This is a genomic window from Variovorax sp. P1_H2 (assembly GCF_056405295.1).
Map to the genome: position 1 here is coordinate 15987 of NZ_JBFUCJ010000085.1, position 17221 is coordinate 33207.

Annotated in this window: 15 protein-coding genes and 1 pseudogene; all 16 read right to left on the bottom strand. The window is 68.6% G+C overall.

What is annotated here, in order from left to right; genetic code table 11:
• Positions 1–23: 23 nt before the first annotated feature.
• A complete protein-coding gene (locus tag AC1D2E_RS24645) occupies positions 24–1079 on the bottom strand; it encodes a branched-chain amino acid ABC transporter permease (RefSeq protein ID WP_478199835.1) in 1056 nt (351 codons plus the stop codon).
• Positions 1080–1137: 58 nt separating this feature from the next.
• On the bottom strand, positions 1138–2295 hold the full coding sequence (locus AC1D2E_RS24650) for an ABC transporter substrate-binding protein (protein ID WP_478199836.1): 1158 nt from the start codon (positions 2293–2295) through the stop codon (positions 1138–1140).
• Between the two features lie 40 nt (positions 2296–2335).
• Entirely contained in the window at positions 2336–2806 is a 471-nt protein-coding gene (locus tag AC1D2E_RS24655; protein WP_478199837.1) for an aromatic-ring-hydroxylating dioxygenase subunit beta, read from the bottom strand.
• Entirely contained in the window at positions 2803–4128 is a 1326-nt protein-coding gene (locus AC1D2E_RS24660) for an aromatic ring-hydroxylating dioxygenase subunit alpha (RefSeq protein WP_478199838.1), read from the bottom strand. Before AC1D2E_RS24660 ends, AC1D2E_RS24655 begins: the two co-directional genes overlap by 4 nt.
• On the bottom strand, positions 4129–5271 hold the full coding sequence (locus tag AC1D2E_RS24665) for an ABC transporter substrate-binding protein (protein WP_478199839.1): 1143 nt from the start codon (positions 5269–5271) through the stop codon (positions 4129–4131).
• A 155-nt stretch (positions 5272–5426) separates the two neighbouring features.
• Positions 5427–6581: an ABC transporter substrate-binding protein gene (locus tag AC1D2E_RS24670; protein ID WP_478199840.1), complete on the bottom strand. Its 1155-nt coding sequence runs from the start codon at positions 6579–6581 to the stop codon at positions 5427–5429.
• 143 nt (positions 6582–6724) lie between these two features.
• Complete coding sequence (locus AC1D2E_RS24675) at positions 6725–7450, bottom strand: SDR family oxidoreductase (RefSeq protein ID WP_478199841.1); 726 nt, start codon at positions 7448–7450, stop codon at positions 6725–6727.
• Positions 7447–8259, bottom strand: a complete 813-nt coding sequence (locus tag AC1D2E_RS24680; RefSeq protein WP_478199842.1) for a cyclase family protein — start codon at positions 8257–8259, stop codon at positions 7447–7449. The genes AC1D2E_RS24675 and AC1D2E_RS24680 overlap by 4 nt, the downstream gene beginning before the upstream one ends.
• Before the next feature lie 129 nt (positions 8260–8388).
• The gene (locus AC1D2E_RS24685; RefSeq protein WP_478199843.1) at positions 8389–9636 is read right to left on the bottom strand and encodes an SDR family NAD(P)-dependent oxidoreductase; all 1248 of its coding nucleotides are present in this window, start codon (positions 9634–9636) and stop codon (positions 8389–8391) included.
• Positions 9633–10802 carry a thiolase family protein gene (locus tag AC1D2E_RS24690; RefSeq protein WP_478199844.1) on the bottom strand — a complete coding sequence of 390 codons (1170 nt, stop codon included), beginning with the start codon at positions 10800–10802 and terminating at the stop codon, positions 9633–9635. Before AC1D2E_RS24690 ends, AC1D2E_RS24685 begins: the two co-directional genes overlap by 4 nt.
• Complete coding sequence (locus AC1D2E_RS24695) at positions 10799–12430, bottom strand: AMP-binding protein (RefSeq protein WP_478199845.1); 1632 nt, start codon at positions 12428–12430, stop codon at positions 10799–10801. The genes AC1D2E_RS24690 and AC1D2E_RS24695 overlap by 4 nt, the downstream gene beginning before the upstream one ends.
• A gap of 7 nt (positions 12431–12437) precedes the next feature.
• Positions 12438–12923, bottom strand: a complete 486-nt coding sequence (locus tag AC1D2E_RS24700) for an aromatic-ring-hydroxylating dioxygenase subunit beta (protein WP_478199846.1) — start codon at positions 12921–12923, stop codon at positions 12438–12440.
• Complete coding sequence (locus AC1D2E_RS24705) at positions 12923–14236, bottom strand: aromatic ring-hydroxylating dioxygenase subunit alpha (RefSeq protein ID WP_478199847.1); 1314 nt, start codon at positions 14234–14236, stop codon at positions 12923–12925. The genes AC1D2E_RS24700 and AC1D2E_RS24705 overlap by 1 nt, the downstream gene beginning before the upstream one ends.
• A 153-nt stretch (positions 14237–14389) precedes the next feature.
• Complete coding sequence (locus AC1D2E_RS24710) at positions 14390–15382, bottom strand: PDR/VanB family oxidoreductase (protein WP_478199848.1); 993 nt, start codon at positions 15380–15382, stop codon at positions 14390–14392.
• A gap of 17 nt (positions 15383–15399) precedes the next feature.
• Positions 15400–16908, bottom strand: a complete 1509-nt coding sequence (locus AC1D2E_RS24715; protein ID WP_478199849.1) for an indolepyruvate oxidoreductase subunit beta family protein — start codon at positions 16906–16908, stop codon at positions 15400–15402.
• A 10-nt stretch (positions 16909–16918) separates the two neighbouring features.
• Positions 16919–17221 (bottom strand): annotated as a pseudogene (locus tag AC1D2E_RS24720) (indolepyruvate ferredoxin oxidoreductase); the annotation flags it as partial.

Here is a 17221-nt window from a genome sequence, read left to right on the forward strand (position 1 = left end):
CGCCTTGGGAGCGGCCCGGCGGCTCATTGGTCCACCTCGTCTTCTTCCTCTTCCGAATGCACGCTCATGAACGAGCGCAGCATCAGCACCGGGATCAGCAGGCTGAACACGATCACGTCCTTGAGCGCGCCGCTCCAGAACGAGGCGAAGCTCTCGACCACGCCGACCGCGAGCGCGCCGACGGCGGTCATCGGGTAGCTCACGAGGCCGCCGATGATCGCGGCTACGAAAGCCTTGAGGCCGATGATGAAGCCGGAGTCGTAGTACATGGTGGTCACGGGTGCGATCAGCACCCCGATCAGGCCGGCCAGCAGCGAGGCGCTGCCGTAGGCCAGCAAGGCGGTGCGTGCGGGCCGGATGCCGACCAGCCGCGCGCCGACGCGGTTGACCGCGGTGGCGCGCAATGCCTTGCCCGCCACCGTGCGCTCGAACACCAGGAAGAACAGGCCGCTCAGCACGATGGCCGCCCCGACCATCAGCACCACCTGGCCGCTGACCGAGAAGCCGTCGCCGAGCGCGATGCTGCCGCCGGCGAGCGGCTGGGTGCGCGAGCCTTCAGGCCCGAAGAACAGCAGGCCGAGGCCCGACAACAGGAAGTGCAGCGCCAGCGAGACGATCAGCAGCACCAGCACCGAGGCGTCGGCGATCGGCTGGAACACCACCCGCGCCAGCAGCGGCGCGATCGGCACCACCAGCAGCACCGTGACCGCGATCTGCACGGCCGCCGGCATGCCGGGCCGCGAGGTCGCCCAGGCCAGCAGGCAGGGCACGAGCGGCAGCACGCCCCAGGCCAGGATGGCCTTCGGCACCTTGCGGCCCTCGCCGCGCCGCAGCAGGCTGCCGACCTCGGTCAGCGTCGCCAGCGCGGCCAGCACCATGACCAGTCCGATGGTCGGCGGCAGGCGGCCGGTCTCGAAGGCCGCCAGGGTCAGCGCGGCGAAAGCCGCGATGTCGCCGAAGGGCACGAAGACCACCCGCGTGACGGAAAAGATCAGCACCAGCCCGAGCCCGGCAAGCAGATAGACCGCCCCATTGGCGAGCCCGTCGATGCCCAGGATGAGCGCCACGTCCCATGTCATTGAAATGCCCTTCGCATGATCGTCCTGAAGTTGTTGTCGTCGTTGGAGAGGGCGGCGGTCARGGCGCGAGCTTCCACTGGCCGTTGTCGAGCTTGACGATCACGCGCGCACGCTCGTCCACGCCGTACAGGTTGCCCGGCTTGAAGTTGTAGACGCCGTGCGTTCCCACCACCTCCTTGGTGCTGGCGATCGCGTCGCGCAGCGACAGGCGGAACTCGGGCGTGCCGGGCTCGCCCTTGGCGCGCGCCGCGGCGTCGGTGAACACCAGCCAGCCGTCGAAGGAATAGGCCGAGAAGGCATCGCTGGTCGGCGCGTTGTTGACCTTCTGGAAGGCGGCGCGGAAGTCCATCGCGATCTTCTTGGTCGGATAGCCGTCGGGCAGCTGCTCGGCGACGATCACCGGGCCGGTGGGCATCAGCGCGTTCTGGCCCGAGGCGCCGACCACCCGCACGAAGTCGGGGTTGATCAGGCCATGCTGGCCGTACACCGGGCCCTTGAAGCCGCGCTCGGTCAGCGCCAGGAAAGGCAGCGCGCCCGGCGTGCCGGCGCCGCCGGTCATGACCGCATCGGGCTTCATCGCGACCAGCTTCAGCACCTGTCCGGTGACCGAGGCATCGGCGCGCGCATAGCGCTCGTTGCCCAGCACCTTGATGCCGGCCTCGGGGGCAGACTTCATGAGCGCGTTGTAGACCAGGTCGCCCCAGGCATCGGAGAAGCCGATGTAGCCGACCGTCTTGACGCCGTCCTTCTTCATGCGCTGGACCACCGCGTCGATCATCAGCTGCGTCGGCTGCGCGACGGTGAACACCCAGGCGTTCTCGGCCGGGTCGAGCTGGATCGGCGTCAGGCCGATCATCGGCACCTTCGCATCGCGGCCGACCTGCGCCATCGCGATCGCGGCCGGCACGCCCGAGGTGCCCATCAGCACGTCGACCTTGTCCTCCTCGACCAGCTTGCGCGCATTGCGGCCGGCGGTGGTCGGGTCGGAGCCGTCGTCGAGCACGATCAGCTGGATCTTGCGGCCGTTGACCTCGGGCTTGTAGGCCAGTGCGGCCTGCATGCCCTTGGCGTAGGGCACGCCGAGCGAGGAGTTGGGGCCGGAGAGCGAGACGCTCAGGCCGACCTTGAGGTCGGCCGCGAACGCCGCTGCCGTGAGGCCGACGCCCAGCGCGGTCGCCAGCGCGCTGCGGGTCAGGGTCTGCATCAAACTCTTCATGTCGTGGGCTCCTGGTGGGTGAAATGGATGAGCGAATCGCTCAGATGAACAACTGGATCGCCGGCAGCGCACGCTCGGCATTGAGAAGGTCGACGCGCTTCTGCCGGATCGCCCAGCCGGATGCCGCGCGCACGAGCCGATGGCGGTAGCTGCCGGCCAGCAGCTGCTGCTGCTCGCCGCGGGATTCGACATAGATGAAGGGGGTGTGCAGCACGATTTCGCCGCTGCCATCGACCTCAGGCTCGATGCGCGAACGCTGCAGCACGTGCTGGCAGTGGCTCGCCGGATGCTGCGAATGCGCGCGCGGGTTCTTCAGGCGCTCGATGCGCAGCTGCAGCAGCAGCCGGTCCTCGTAGGCGATCGAGTTGTGCGAGAAGGGATCGGCCTGGGCCGCGCCCTGCAGCGGCACCCAGTAGTGGCCGTCCTCGGCGAACAGCGCCAGCCAGTCGTCGAAACGGCCGGCGTCGAGCAGGGCGGCCTCGGCGGCCACGAAGTCTTCGGGGGTCGTCACGCGCTCGTCTCCACGTCGTCCGCCATGAACTTCTTCCAGGCGCGGAACTGGTTGCGCATCAACAGCTCGTTGGTGCCGTTGGTGGTGATCGTCGACTGCTGCAGCTCCGACGGATCGAAGTTGCGGTGCAGGCTGACCCACTCGTTGCCTTCGGCGCGCAGGCCCTGCTGCATGCTCTCGAACAGATGCACGTCGTCATGCGCCACCACCGACATCGGCGAGAAGACCAGCCGGTTGTAGCTCATCGCGCGCTCGAACAGCAGGTCGGGCGCACCGGCGGCGCGAAAGCTCCAGGCCTCGATCAGCGTGCGGTCGGCGGCCAGCGGCCGGATCACGCGGATCGCCTGTGGCGAGCCCTTGACCGACAGGCTGGGGAAGAACACCGAGTTCTGCGGCGAGCGCTGCAGGATCTCGATCGCGCGCTCGGCGCCGTGCGCGCTGCGCATCGCCTCTTCGTAGTCGGGCAGCTGCGCGTAGTTCGAGTGGATGCTGAAGTTGACGCCCAGCACGCTGTGGCCGTTGGCCAGCACGCGGCCGCCCATCTTGTCGAAGAAGTCGTAGCCGGAGCCGAAGGGCAGGATCTGCTCCATCGCCATCGGCTTGGGCGCGTCGGGCGCGCGGCCCTGCCACAGCGCATCGGCGGCCTGCGTGGCCGACTCGTGGGTCGACATCGGATGCACCGTGTCGTTGATGTTCTCGAGGTACATCTTCCAGTTGCAATGGATGATGTTGCGCAGGACGCCGCCGCCGACCGTGAGCCGGCCCTCGGGCGAGCGGTCGACCATGTTGTCGATCGATTGCAGCACCTCGCCGAAATAGTCCTCGAAGCCCGGGCCCTCGTCGGCCAGCCGGGTGAATACGAAGTCGCGGTACACGACGGTGTGGCGGAGCTCGGTCAAGCCCTGGCCCGATTCGCATTGCTTCAGGCGCGTGCCTTCATAGCCGCTCTTGAGCGGGATCGCGAGCGGCGCGCCGTCGAGCTTGTAGGTCCACGCGTGGTACGGGCAGCGAAAGAACTTGCCCGTGCTGCCGCATTCGTCGGTGACCAGCCGGCTGCCCTTGTGGGCGCAGCGGTTGTAGAACACGCGCACCGCGCCATCGGGCTGCCGAACCATCATCACCGGCCGGCCGGCCAGCTCCAGCGACCAGAAGTCGCCGGTATTCGGCACCTGGCTCGCGTGGCCCACGTAGAGCCAGGTGCGGGCGAAGAAGCGCTCCTGTTCGAGCGCGAACAGCTCGTCGCTCAGGTACAGGTCGCGGTGCACGCGATCGTCCTCGACGAGCGCGGCGATTGCATCGGGCCGGTGGCGGTAGGTGGTCATCTACGGCACCAGCTTCCACTGGCCCTTCTCGCTGCGCACGATCACCACCGCGCGCTCGTCGGAGCCGTAGCGGTTGTCGGGCTTGAAGTTGTAGATACCGTGGGTGCCGGTCAGCTCCTTGGTGCTGACGATCGCGTCGCGCAGCGCGGCGCGGTAGGCCGGCGTGCCGGGCTCGCCCCTGGTGCGCGCCGCCGCATCGGCCAGCAGCAGGTAGGCGTCGTAGGTGTAGGACGAGAAGGCATCGTTCGGCGCCGATCCGTTGGCCTTCTGGTAAGCGCCGCGGAAGGCCAGCGAGACCTTCTTGATCGGATTGCTGTCGGGCAGCTGGTCGGCCACCAGCACCGGGCCGCTGGGCACCTGCAGGCCCTCGATCGAGGCTCCGCCGACGCGCACGAAGTCGGCATTGATCAGCCCGTGCGTGCCGTAGATCTGGCCTTTGTAGCCACGGTCGGCGAGCGCCAGGTAGGGCAGCGCGCCCGGCGTGCCGGAGTTGCCTGCGAACACCGCGTCGGGCTTGGTCGAGAGGATCTTGAGCACCTGGCCTGCCACCGACGAGTCGCTGCGGGCGTAGCGCTCGTTGGCGACCACCTTGATGCCGGCCGCCTCGGCGCTCTTCACGAGCGAGTCGTAGGCCAGGTCACCGAGCGCGTCCGAGAAGCCGATGAAGGCCACGGTCTTGACGCCCGATTTCTTCATGCGCTCGACCACCGCAGCGACCATCAGCGGAAAGGGCTGCGAGACGGTCACGGTCCAGGCGCCTTCGGGGCCGGGGATGGTGACCGGCGTCGGCGAGATCAGCGGTGTGTTGAGCTCGCGCGCCACGGCCGCGATCGCCATCGCGCCGGGCACGCCCGAGGTGCCGATCAGCACGTCGACCTTGTCCTCGACAACGAGCTTGCGCGCATTGCGCCCCGCGGTGGTCGGGTCGGAGGCATCGTCGAGCACGATCAGCTCGACCTTGTGGCCGGCCAGCACCGGATGCTCGGCGATGGCGGCGCGGATGCCCTTCTCGTAGGGAATGCCGAGTGCGGACACCGGGCCCGAGAGCGAGCTGATGAAGCCGACCTTGAGGTCGGCGGCAGACGCCTGTGCGGCGGCCAAGGCCAGCGCTGTGGCGCCAACGAAATGAATGAATGTGCGCATGATCAGAGTCGTTCCAGTAAGCAGTGCAGTCAGTTGCCCGCATTCAACGCAAGGGACATTCCAGGAATACCGCGGAACCGGCTTCGCCGGGCCGCTGGTATTGCCCCCGGGCAGGGGGTGGGCGGCTACACGAAGTGAGCCAACCTGGGGGCGAGTCAAGGAACCAGTTTCCATTGGCCCTTTTCGAGCTTCACGATGACGCGGGAGCGCTCGTCCGAGCCATAGCGGTCATCGGGCTTGAAGTTGTAGACGCTGTGCGTGCCGACCAGCTCCTTGGTGCTGACGATCGCGTCGCGCAGCGCCACGCGGTAGGCCGGCGTGCCGGGCTCGCCCTTGGTGCGCGCGGCGGCGTCGAGGAACAGCAGCCAGGCGTCGAAGGAGTAGGCCGAGAAGGCATCGGTCGGCGCCGCGCCGTTGGCCTTCTGGTAGGCCGCGCGGAAGTCCATCGAGGTCTTGCGGATCGGGTTCGAGTCGGGCAGTTGCTCGGCCACGATCACCGGGCCGGTCGGGGCCAGCAGGCCTTCGACCGACGCGCCACCGACGCGCACGAAGTCGGGATTGATCAAGGCATGCATGCCGTAGATCTGGCCCTTGTAGCCGCGCTCGGCGAGCGCCAGGTAGGGCAAGGCGCCGGGCGTGCCCGAGGTGCCGGTGATCACGGCGTCGGGTTTCAGCGCCACGATCTTCAGCACCTGGCCGGTGACCGAGGAATCGGCGCGCGCATAGCGCTCGTTCGACACCACCTGGATGCCGGCCGGCTCGGCGCTCTTCTTGAGCGCGTCGTAGACCAGGTCGCCCCAGGCGTCCGAGAAGCCGATGTAGCCGACCGTCTTGACGCCCGACTTCTTCATGCGCTCGACCACCGCGCTGACCATCAGCGGCGCCGGCTGCGGCAGCGTGACCATCCAGGCGCCCTCTTCGCCCGGCAGGTTGGCGTTGGCGATCGAGATCAGCGGTGTCTTGGTCTCGCGTGCCACGGCGGCGATCGCCAGGGCGCCGGGCGAGCCGGCGGTGCCGATGATCACGTCGACCTTGTCCTCGTCGATCATCTTGCGCGCGTTGCGTGCGGCGGTCGACGGGTCGGAGGCATCGTCGAGCTGCACCAGCTGGATCTTGCGGCCGTTGAGTTCGGACTTGTAAGCCACCGCGGCCTTCATGCCCTTCTCGTAGGGGATGCCCAGCGAGGACACCGGTCCCGACAGCGAGGTGATGAACCCCACCTTGAGATCGGCGGCCAGCGCCGCGGCGCTGAAGGCGCCGAAGCCGGCCGCAAGGCCCGCCAGTGCGCAGATTCGGGTCAAGACTTTCATGCAAAGCTCCTCAGGTTGGAGACGAAGGAAGAAGCGGCGACTTCAAACAAGAACATGATTTATGAAATATTGAAGTGTCAAGAATGCTAATGAAGCGAGGGTGCGATGGCAAGCGAAAGAACCATGAGTTCGCGAAGTTCGCTTCAGAGCGCGAGGCTGCCGACGCTGGTGCCGCCGCACACGTACAGCACCTGCCCGGTGACGAAGCTGTTGGCGGGGTCGGCGAAGAAGCGCACGGCGCGTGCCACGTCGGCCGATTCGCCGAGTCGCCTGACCGGCACCGATGCCGCGAGTGCCCGTTCCTTTTCGCTGCCTGCTTCGACCACGTCGTAGAACATGTCGGTTCGAATCGGGCCCGGCGCGACCACGTTCACTGTGATGCCTTCGGGCGCGAGCTCGAGCGCCCAGGTGCGCGCCATGCCGAGCATGCCGGCCTTGGTCGCCGAATAGCTGGTGCGCGTCTGCAGGCCCAGCGCCGCGCGTGACGACAACAGCACCACGCGGCCGAAGCGCTGCGCGCGCATCGCCGGCAGCGCCGCCTGCACCAGCTGGATCGCACAGCCCAGATGCAGGTCGACCAGCGCATCGAGGTCGTCGAGCCTCACGTCGGCAATCAACGCGGGCCGGATCACGCCGGCGTTGTGCACGACGGTGGTCACTTCGAAGCGCCGCACCAGCTCGGCCGCGGCCTGCCCGGTGGCGGCGCGGTCGGCGAGGTCGACCTCGATGCTGTGAAGCTTCGGGTGGTCGATGTCGGCGCGGCGACGCGCCAGCGAGACGACTTCGTAGCCTTGCGCGAGCAGGTCCTCGCAGATGGCGCGGCCGATGCCGGCGCTGCCGCCGGTGACTGCTGCGACCCGGCTCGTCATGCCGAAGCTCCGACCAGCGCCAGCACGCGCAGCGGGCTGCCGCTGCCCTTCTCGATCTTCAGCGGCGGGCAGATCAGCACCGCGCCCGCGGGCGGCAGCAAATCGAGGTTGCTGAGGCACTGCAGGCCGTAGCGCCCGGCCCCGTGCATGTAGTAGTGGCACGGGTACGGCGGACGCAGGTGATAGCCCTGCCCGGCATCGGTGCCGATCGCCTCGGAGCCGAAGCCGATCACGTCGCGCTCTTCGACCAGGAAGCGCACCGCCTCGGTGCTCGGGCCCGGCGTGTGCTGGCCGGTCTCGTCGAAGTTCTGGTAGGCCTCGGGGTCCTTCCGCTTCGACCAGTCGGTGCGCATCAGCGCCCAGGCGCCCTTCGGGATCCGGCCGTATCGGCTTTCGTAGCGCTCGATGTCCGCGATGCTCAGCAGGTAGTCGTCGTCGCCCTTGACCTGCTCCGAGCAGTCGATCACGCAGGCCGGTGCCACGAAGTGCTGCACGGGGATGGTGTCGACCGAGTTGTTCGGCAGGTCGCGCCCCGAGATCCAGTGGATCGGCGCATCGAAGTGCGTGCCCGTGTGCTCGCCGCAGGAGAAATTGTTCCAGTACCAGCCCGGCCCGCGCTCGTCGTACTTCGACACCTCCTCGATCCGGAAGGGCCAGCACTGGCCCATCTCGGGCGGCAGGGCGATCTGCGGGAACTCGGGCGTCAGCGTCTGCGTGAGGTCGACCACGCGAATGCGCCCGCTGGCCATCGCGCTCACCAGGCCGCCGAGGATCTCGGCGGCGGAAATCAATTGGGCCGTGGTGTTCATTGCGTCGTTCCTGAGTTCGGTTTCATTCCAGGAATACCGCGGAACCGGCTTTGCCGGGCCGCTGGTATTGCCCCCTCGAGGGGGAGCTCGCTACACGAAGTGAGCGAGATTCGGGGGTGGGTCATCTGTTCAGCCAGCGGCCAATTCGCGTTCGAGGATCTTCGGGTTGTCGCGCCAGCGCTCGAGCCACTCCTGCGCCACGTCGCCGGGGTACACGTCCTCGACGCCGTCGCGCAGCGCCTTGACGATCGCGTTGGCAAGCGCGCTGCCGGCCAGCTTGGGCGGCGGCGTGTGCTGGTTCCATTCGTCGTCGATCGGCCCCGGGAACACGTTGATCACGCGGATGCCGGCCGGCCGCATCTCGGCGCGCAGGCACTGCGCGAGCGAATGGGCCGCAGCCTTCGACGCGCTGAAGGTGCCGTGCGGCGGGAAGTTGCTGAGCGCATAGATCGACAGCAGGTTGACCCAGGCCGTGGCGCCGGTGGCGCCATCGGCCGAGCGGCCCTTGAGCGCCGGGCCGAACTCCTGCGCCAGGCGCAGCAGGCCGAAATAGTTGATGTCCATCTCGGCCTTGGCAACGTCGGTGCCGCGCCGCGCGCCGATGCCGAAGCTGCGGTGCACCTCGGCGTTGTTGATCACGATGTCGACCTTGYCGCCGATCTCGCCGGCCAGCTCGGTCACCGAGCGGCCGTTGGTGAGGTCGAGCGGCACCAGCGTGACCTGCGGCAGCGCCGTGATGTCTTCGAGGCCGCCCATCTTCTTCCAGGGCTCGGCATGGCCGACCCAGACGATGTCGGCGCCGGCCTTGACCAGCGCGCGCACGATCGCCTGGCCGACCTCGGTCTTGCCGTCTGTGACCAGCACCTTGCGGAATTTCGGGTCGCTGGTCATTTCCCTCAGCATCTTGTCGTCGGCCATGTGGGCGCTCCCTTCGTTCGGAAATCCAATCAATACCGCCTGCCCGGCGCGGTCGAGGCGGGCGCCCACGCGCACGCGCGCCGGCGCCTCGCCGACCTCCCCATGCAGGTGGACCATCAACGTCGGCCCGGCATCGAGCTGCACCAGCCCCAGCCGCCAGGGCAGCCGTTCGCGGAAGAACAGGTCGTTGCTGTGATGCAGCGTGGTGCTGCTGAGCAACTGCCCCTCGCCGCCCTGCGCGCGCCAGTGCAGGCGCGGCGACAGGCACTTGTGGCAGGCCTCGCGCGGCGGGTACTGCACCGTGCCGCAGTCCTCGCAGGTCTGCAGCTCGAAGCGGCCCTCGGCGGCGGCCGCCGTGATGCCCAGCGCCACGCGGCCGCGGGCCCAGGGCGGCAGGTTCATCTGCCGGGTGCGCAGCACCGGGTTCTTGCGCTTGGGGCGCATCAAGGGCATCGTCATGCCGGTCTCCCCAGAATCACCGCGCCGGTGCACAGGCAGCGGTCGTAAGTCACCATCCCGAAGCCGGCGACCAGGCCCAGCTGCGCGTCGGCCACGCTGCGCGGTCCCGCCGTGTCGGTCAGTTGGCGGATCGATTCGGTCATGCCGAGGAAACCGCCGGCGGCACCGGCCTGCCCGGCCGACAACTGGCCGCCGCTGGTGTTGTTCGGAAAGCTGCCGTCATGGGTCATCGTGTGCGAGCGCACGAAGGCCGAGCCCTCGCCCTTCTCGCAGAAGCCGAGGTCCTCGAACTGCATCATCACGATCACCGGGTAGTCGTCGTAGGTCTGGACGAAGTCGACGTCGGCAGGCTGCACGCCGGCCTGGGCGTAGAGCTCGTCGCGGTCGCGGCGCCAGCCGCCGCGCACCATCACCGGGTCTTCCGAGTAGGCGTTGTGGCGCTCGATCGCACCGCGGATCACCGCATGCGGCAGCCCCAGGTCGCGCGCCTTCTCCTCGCTCATCACGAGGAAGGCCTCGGCACCGGCGCAGGGCATCACGCAGTCGAACAGATGGATCGGATCCGAGATCGGCCGCGCCGCGATGTACTCGTCGAGCGTCAGCGCCTTCTTGAACATCGCGTTCGGGTTCTTCAGCGCATTGCTGCGCTGGTCGACGCAGATGCGGCCGAAGTCCTCGCGCGTGGCGCCGAAGGTGCGCATGTAGTGCGACGTGATCATCGCGAAGATCGAGTTCGGCCCGCCCGAGCCGTAGGGATAGGTGGCGTCGCGCGCGAAGTTGCTGAAGCTGCCCAGCGTCTGGCGGAAGGAGTCCACGTGATTCGTGTCGGCCGCCACGCAGGCCACCACATCGGCGTCGCCGGCCTGCACCGCGCGCGCCGCGCGCCGCAGGCACATCACGCCCGAGGCGCCGCCGGTGGGCATGTGGTCGAGCCAGCGCGGCGACAGGCCCAGGTGCTGCGTCACGCCGACCGCGGTGTCGGGCGCCAGCGAGAAGCTGCTGACGCAGAGGCCGTCGATCTGCGCTTTCTCGAGGCCGCTGGCCTGCACCAGCGCCTCCATCGCCTGGCCGAGGAACCAGTGGGCGCCGAGCGTCGAATAGCGCTGGTAGGGCACGGTGACCGGTACCGCGACAGCCACGCCTTCGTAGGACATTCGCCTTGTCATGACTGCCTCTTCTTCATCGCGCGGGTGTCGATGCAGTGCGCCTGCCCCGGCAGTGCATGCGCGAGTTCGCGCAGCTGCCCGCGCTGTATCTTTTGCGACGCCGTGAGCGGCAGCGCGTCGACGAAGGCCACGTAGCCCGGCGCCTTGTAGTAGGCCAGCTGCGCCAGCGCGTGGTCGACGATGCTGGCCGCGAGCTGCTCCGGGGCGGACGCATCGGCGTCCTCGCGCATCACGATGCAGGCCAGCACCTCGTCGCCGCGCACCGCATCGGGCGTGGCGGCCACCGCCGATGCCTTCACGGCCGGATGCTGGTTCAGCACGCTCTCGACCTCGACGGCCGAGATGTTTTCGCCGCTGCGACGGATCACGTTCTTCTTGCGGTCGACGAAGTAGAAATTGCCTTCGGCATCGCGGCGCACCATGTCGCCGGTGTGGAACCAGCCGCCGGCCCAGGCCTCGTGCGTGGCGGCCTCGTCCTTCAGGTAGCCCGAGAAGAAGTAGCGCTTCGGATTGGGCCCCGCGGAGCGCACCAGCAGTTCGCCCGGCGAGCCGTCGGCGACCTCGTGGCCCTCGTCGTCGACCAGGCGGATCTCGACGAAATCCTCGCGGCGGCCGAAGCAGCTGGTGCCCACATGGCGCGGTTCGTGGTTGGCCATGACGCAGGCGGCGGCACCGGTCTCGGTCATGGCCCAGGCCTCGACCAGCGGGAAGCCGAAGCGGGCCTCGAAGGGCGCGTGGTTCTTGCGGTCGACCCCGGCGCCGAAGCCCCAGCGGATGGCGTGCTCGCGGTCTGACGGCGCAGCGGGCGCGGCCAGCAGCATGGCCGGCATCACGCCGAGGTAGTGCGCGATGGTGGCCCGGCTGTCGCGCGCGCTCTGCAGCCAGCTCCTGGGATGGAAGCGGTCGAGCTGCACGAGGCAGCCGCCCGCGACCAGCACCACCATGGTCGAGAAGGCCATCGCGTTGACGTGGTTGAGYGGCAGCGGCGTGATGATGCGCTCGGCATCGGGCCGCACCTCGCACAGGTCGCCGAGCTCCGCGTACCACTGGCCGGCGCGCAGGAAGTAGGCATTGCTCAGCATGCAGCCCTTGGGCCGGCCCGTGGTGCCGGAGGTGTAGAGCAGCGCGCATTCGGTTTGGAGGTCGATGGCCTCGGCGGCACGCGGCGCCGGCGCGGCGGCCGCCGGGACCGCATCGAGGTCGTCGGGCCCCATGGTCGCGAAGGCGATGCCGGCTTCCGCCGCCGCGGCCTGCAGGTCGGCCGCGCGGCCGGGAAGAGTGACCGCAAGGCCGATCTCGCTGTGCCCGATCAGGTAGCTCAGTTCGGCCGAGCGCATCTCGGCGTTGATCGGCACCACGCTCGCGCCCAATGCGTTGAGCGCGAACCAGTGGAACAGGAAGGCCGGCCGATTCTCCAGCAGCAGGCCGACGCGGTGGCCATGGCCGTAGCCGGCCTTTGCATAGGCGGCGCGCAGGCGTTCCACTTCGGCCGCTGCCTGGCCCCAGCGGATCGCGCCTGCCGCGATGCCGTAGGCCCGGGCCGTGACCGACTCGGTGAACAGGAACTCGGCCTCGGGCGTGCGCCGGGCGCTGGCTGCGAAGGCATCGTGGACGGTGGCGTGCGGCATGGCGTCCCTAGATGAACAGCTGCACCGCGGGCAGCGCGGCGTCGCAATTGAGCAGGTTGACGCGCTTCTGCGTCATGCGCAGCGCGCCGTCCTGCAGCGTCAGGTGATGGAAGAAGGTGCCGACATAGAACTGGAGCTCATCGCCCCGCGATTCGGTGTAATGGAACTCGGTGCGCAGCACGAAGCGCCCGGCCTCGAGGTCGAATTCCTCGACCGTCGGGGTCTGCAGCAGATGATGGCAACGGCTCGGCGGCTGCTGCGAGAAGGCGCGCGGACTCTTGAGCCGCTCGATCCGCAGCTCGCGCAGCAGCTTGTCCTCGTACATGTGCGAGGTGTGGTTGAGCCCGTCTTCCTGGTCGGGCACCAGCGGCACCCAGTAGAAGGCATCGTCGGTGAAGAGCGCGTTCCACTCCTCGTAGCGTCTGGCATCGAGCAGGCGCACTTCGTTGACCACGAAGTCGATCAGGTCCTGGCGGGTCGGTTCGGCCGGCATCACATCGTCTCCGTCATGTAGCGCGCCCAGCTTCTGTACTGGTTCCGCATCGGCAATTCGCTGGTGCCGACCGTGGTGATCTCGCCGCCCGCCGTTTCCGACGGGTCGAAGTTGCGGTGCAGGCTGACCCATTCGTTGCCGCTCGCGTGCAGTCCGGCCTGGATGCCACGGTAGGCTTGCAGATCGTCGTGGCCGACCACCGAGAAGGGGGAGTTGATCAGCCGGTTGTACATGGTCGTGCGCTGCAGCAGCTCGGCCGGCGCGCCCTTGAGGCGGAAGGTCCAGCTCTCGACCAGCGTCTTGTCGACCGCGATCGGCCGCACCACGCGGATCGCCTGGATCGCGCCCTTGATCGTGAGGTTCGGGTAGTACACCGTGTTGTGCCGCGCCATCCCGAGGATCTGCGCGGTGCGCTCCTCGCCGTACCTGGCTTTCATCGCGTCGTCGTACGCCGGGATCGCCTTGTACTTGCTGTGGATGCTGAAGTTCACGCCCGTGAAGCTGTGGCCGTTGTCGTAGGTGCGAACGCCCATGTCCTCGAAGAACTTGTAGTCCGACATGAAGGGCACGAACTGCTCGATCGCCATCGGCTTGGGCTCGTCCTCGGGCTTGCCGGCCCACATGCTCTTGGCGGTGCCGGCCGACGACTCGTGCGCCACCATCGGGTGCATCGTGTCGTTGAGGTTCTCGACGAACATCTTCCAGTTGCACTGGTGCATGAAGCGCAGGCAGCCGCCGGCGATCTCGAGCTCGCCCTCGGGCGAGCGGTCGGCCATGTTGTCGATCGAGCTCAGCGAGTCGCCGAAGTAGGCCTCGAAGTCGGGGCCGACGTCGTTGATCTTGACGAAGATGAAGCCGCGATAGCTGCGCACGTTCCTGATCGTGGTCAGTCCCTTGGCCGATTCGCATTCGTGCAGCTGCGTGCCCTCGTAGCCGTTCTTGAGCGGGATCGAGAGCAGCGAGCCGTCGGTCTTGAAGGTCCAGGCGTGGTAGGGGCAGCGGAAGAACTTGCCGGTGTTGCCGCAGGGCGCGCTCACCAGCCGCGAGCCCTTGTGCGCGCAGCGGTTCATCATCGCGTGCACCGAGCCGTCGCTGTGGCGCACGATGATCAGCGGCCGGCCGGCGATCTCGGTGTGGAGGTAGTCGCCCGGCTTGGGCAGCTGGCTTTCGTGGCCGACGTAGTTCCAGGTGTTGGCGAAGAAGTGCTCCTGCTCCAGCTCGAACAGCTCGGCGCTGGTGTAGAGGTCGCGGTGCACGCGGTCGGGCTGCACCAGCGCGCGCACCGCTTCGGGGTTGCCTCTGTACTTGCTCATGATCCTCTCCAGTTCAGTTTTTCACCACGCTATCGATTTCTCGCGACGCATGAATCCGGCGCCGCAAAAGCCAGGGATACCGCGGAACCGGCTTCGCCGGGCCGCTGGTATCGCCCCCTTGAGGGGGAGGCGCCGCAGGCGCTTCGGGGGTGTTCATATGTCCAGCACCAGGCGCTGCCCCTTGGCGCGCGAGATGCAGATCTGCATGACATTGCCTTGCGCCTTCTCGCGCGCGGTCAGCACATAGTCGCGGTGGTCGATCTCGCCTTCCATCACGGGCGTCGCGCAGACGCCGCACTCGCCGCGCTTGCAATCGAACATCGGGTCGCAGCCGTGCGCGATCAGGCAGTCGAGGATGCTCTGGTCGGCCGGCACCGTGAAGCGCTGGCCGGACTGGGCCAGCTCGACCTCGAAGGCGTGGTCGCCCTCCTCCACCACCGGCGTCGTGAAGAGTTCGAAATGCACGCGGTCGTGGGTCCAGCCGCGGGCCTGGGTCTGCGCCAGCACGGCGTCGAGCATCAGCTTGGGCCCGCAGACGTAAAGCCGGTCGCCGGCCGGCATGCCGTCGAGCAAGGCGCCGATGTCGAAGGGGCCACCCTGCTCGGCATCGGCATGCAGGCGCAGGTCGTCGCCGAGCAGCGCCTCGAGTTCCGGCACGAAGGCCATCAGTTCGCGGCTGCGGCCTGCATAGTGCATGCGAACCGGCAGGCCCTCGGCGCGGCGGCGCGTTGCCATGCTGGCGAGCGGCGTCACGCCGATGCCGCCGGCCAGCAGCACGGTGCCGCCCGGTCCGGTGTGCAGCGGGAAGTCGTTCTTGGGCGCCTCGATCGTGAGCGCATCGCCTTCGCGCAGCCGCTCGTGCATGAAGCGCGAGCCGCCGCGGCCCTCGGCCTCCTTGCGCACCGCGATCACATACTCGCTCGGTGCGTCGGTGGCCTTCGCGTCGGCGGAGAAATTGATCAGCGAGTAGTGGCGCCAGTCGTGCGCGCCATCGGGCAGTTCGACGCGCACGCGGATGTGGGCGCCGGCGGCAAAGCCGGGCAGCGCGCCACCATCGTCCGATCGCAACCTGAAGGTCTTGATCAGCGGGTTCAGTTCGCGCGCCTCGGCGACGCGCAGTTGCAGGGTCAGGGGCTGGGCGGACATGGCAGGTCTTCCGTTGTTCAGGCGAGCGCGTGCCGGGCGAGCACGGCTTGCAGCTTGTTGCCGTGCTCGTCGGCCAGCGCGGCATCGCGCAACTCGCGCAGGGTGGCGGGTGCGATCGCGGCGCCGGCGCGCTGCACCGCCGCCATCACGGTGTCGTAGTTGCGCAGGCCGCGCTCGTGGGTGTCGCTGTAGCCCTTGACCAGCCGCTGGCACTGCGCGATCTCGATCGCGAGTTCGGGATGGCGCGGCGCGATCTCGGCGATGCGCGCGAGCCATTCCTCGATGCGCCGGTTCTCCTCGGCGTAGCGCAGGGTCGAGCGGCGCCAGCGCTTGCAGGCCGCCACCGCGCGCAGCATCAGGTAGCCGCGCAGCGAGCTGGTCTGGATCACACGGCCCTTTTGCGTGAAATGCTCGACCACCCGGCGCGGCAGGCGCGAATCCATCAGCCAGCGGCCGATGCCGGCCGGCAGCGTTTCGCAGATTTCCTGCAGCCGCGGGTGCATGTACTCGTTGATCGCCAGCACCTGGCCGTCCTGCACGCGCGCCTCGCCGCGCACGCGGTCGAAGCGGGATGCGCGCGTCTTGAGGGCCGCGACGCGGGCCGTGTCCTCGTAGGACATCCACAGGGCCAGGTGGCGCGCGGTCTCGCGCAGCAGGCGGCCGTCGCCGTCGCCCGTGGGCGTGGCAATGGCCGCGACGGCGGCCACGCGGTCGAGGTACAGGCCGGCATAGTCCAGGTCCTGGTAGTCGATCAGCCGGCGCACGCCTTCGAGCAGGAATTGCTGCGCCGACGACGGAAAGTCCTTCTGCACACGCTCGACCAGCGCCCGCACCGCGGGATGGCGCGGCTGCGGCGCCGGCAGGGCGGCTTCGGCCACGGCGGCCTCGGGTTCCGGGTCCCCCTGCGCGCGCAGGTAGGCGCCACCGAAGGCCTTGAGGCTGGGCTTGACGCCCACCCCGCCGCGCTCGATCGTGGCCTCGAACTGGGCCCGGGCGAAAGGCAGCACACCGGCGCCCGCGAGCGCGCCGAACAGCACCGCGCTGATCACGCTGCCCGAGGCCTCGGCGGCCTGCGCCATGTCGAAGCGGATGAAGCGCTTGGCGGCGCGCTCGGCATGCTTGAGAAGCTCGCTGCTGTCGACCCGGCCGTCGCCCAGCGCGCTCTTCTCGGCGATCGAGTAGACGCGGTGCGTCGAGGCGACCAGCGTGGTGCGGTCGCGCGTGACCAGCCCGCGCTGCACCGCGCGACCGGCCTCCATGAGTTCCGAGGCCAGCACCACGTCGACATCGCCGGGCAGCGGCATCAGCGCCAGCACCGGCCGGCCGCCATCGGCTTCGGCCTGCGCCTCGGGGTAGAGCTCGACGTAGTAGATGGTGGCGCCGGTGCGCTGGGCCACGCCCGGCACCGAGGTGGTCTGCGCCAGGTAGCCGTTGGACTCGCCCATGTCGACGATCCAGTCGGCCAGCACGCCGCCGCCCTCGCCGCCCATGGCCATGATCGCGATCTTGATCGGTTGTGTGCGCATCGTCGTCCGTTCAGAAGGCATAGGCTGCGCGGCGCTTGGCCTCGCCCTTTTGCAGCCAGCCGATGACCCGTGCGCGAAGGCTTTCGCGCAACAGGTCCCAGCGGCTCGGGTTGCTCACGATCTGCGCCTTGTAGAAGGACGGGCACAGCACCGCTGCATGCGAGACCTCGCCGCAGACGCCGCAGCCGACGCAGCTGTCGAGCACAGTCGCCACCGGGTCGCTGCGCAGCGGGTCGGGGTTCGGCTTGATCGACAGCGACGGGCAGCCCGACAGCCGGATGCAGGAGTGGTCGCCGGTGCAGGTGTCGGAATC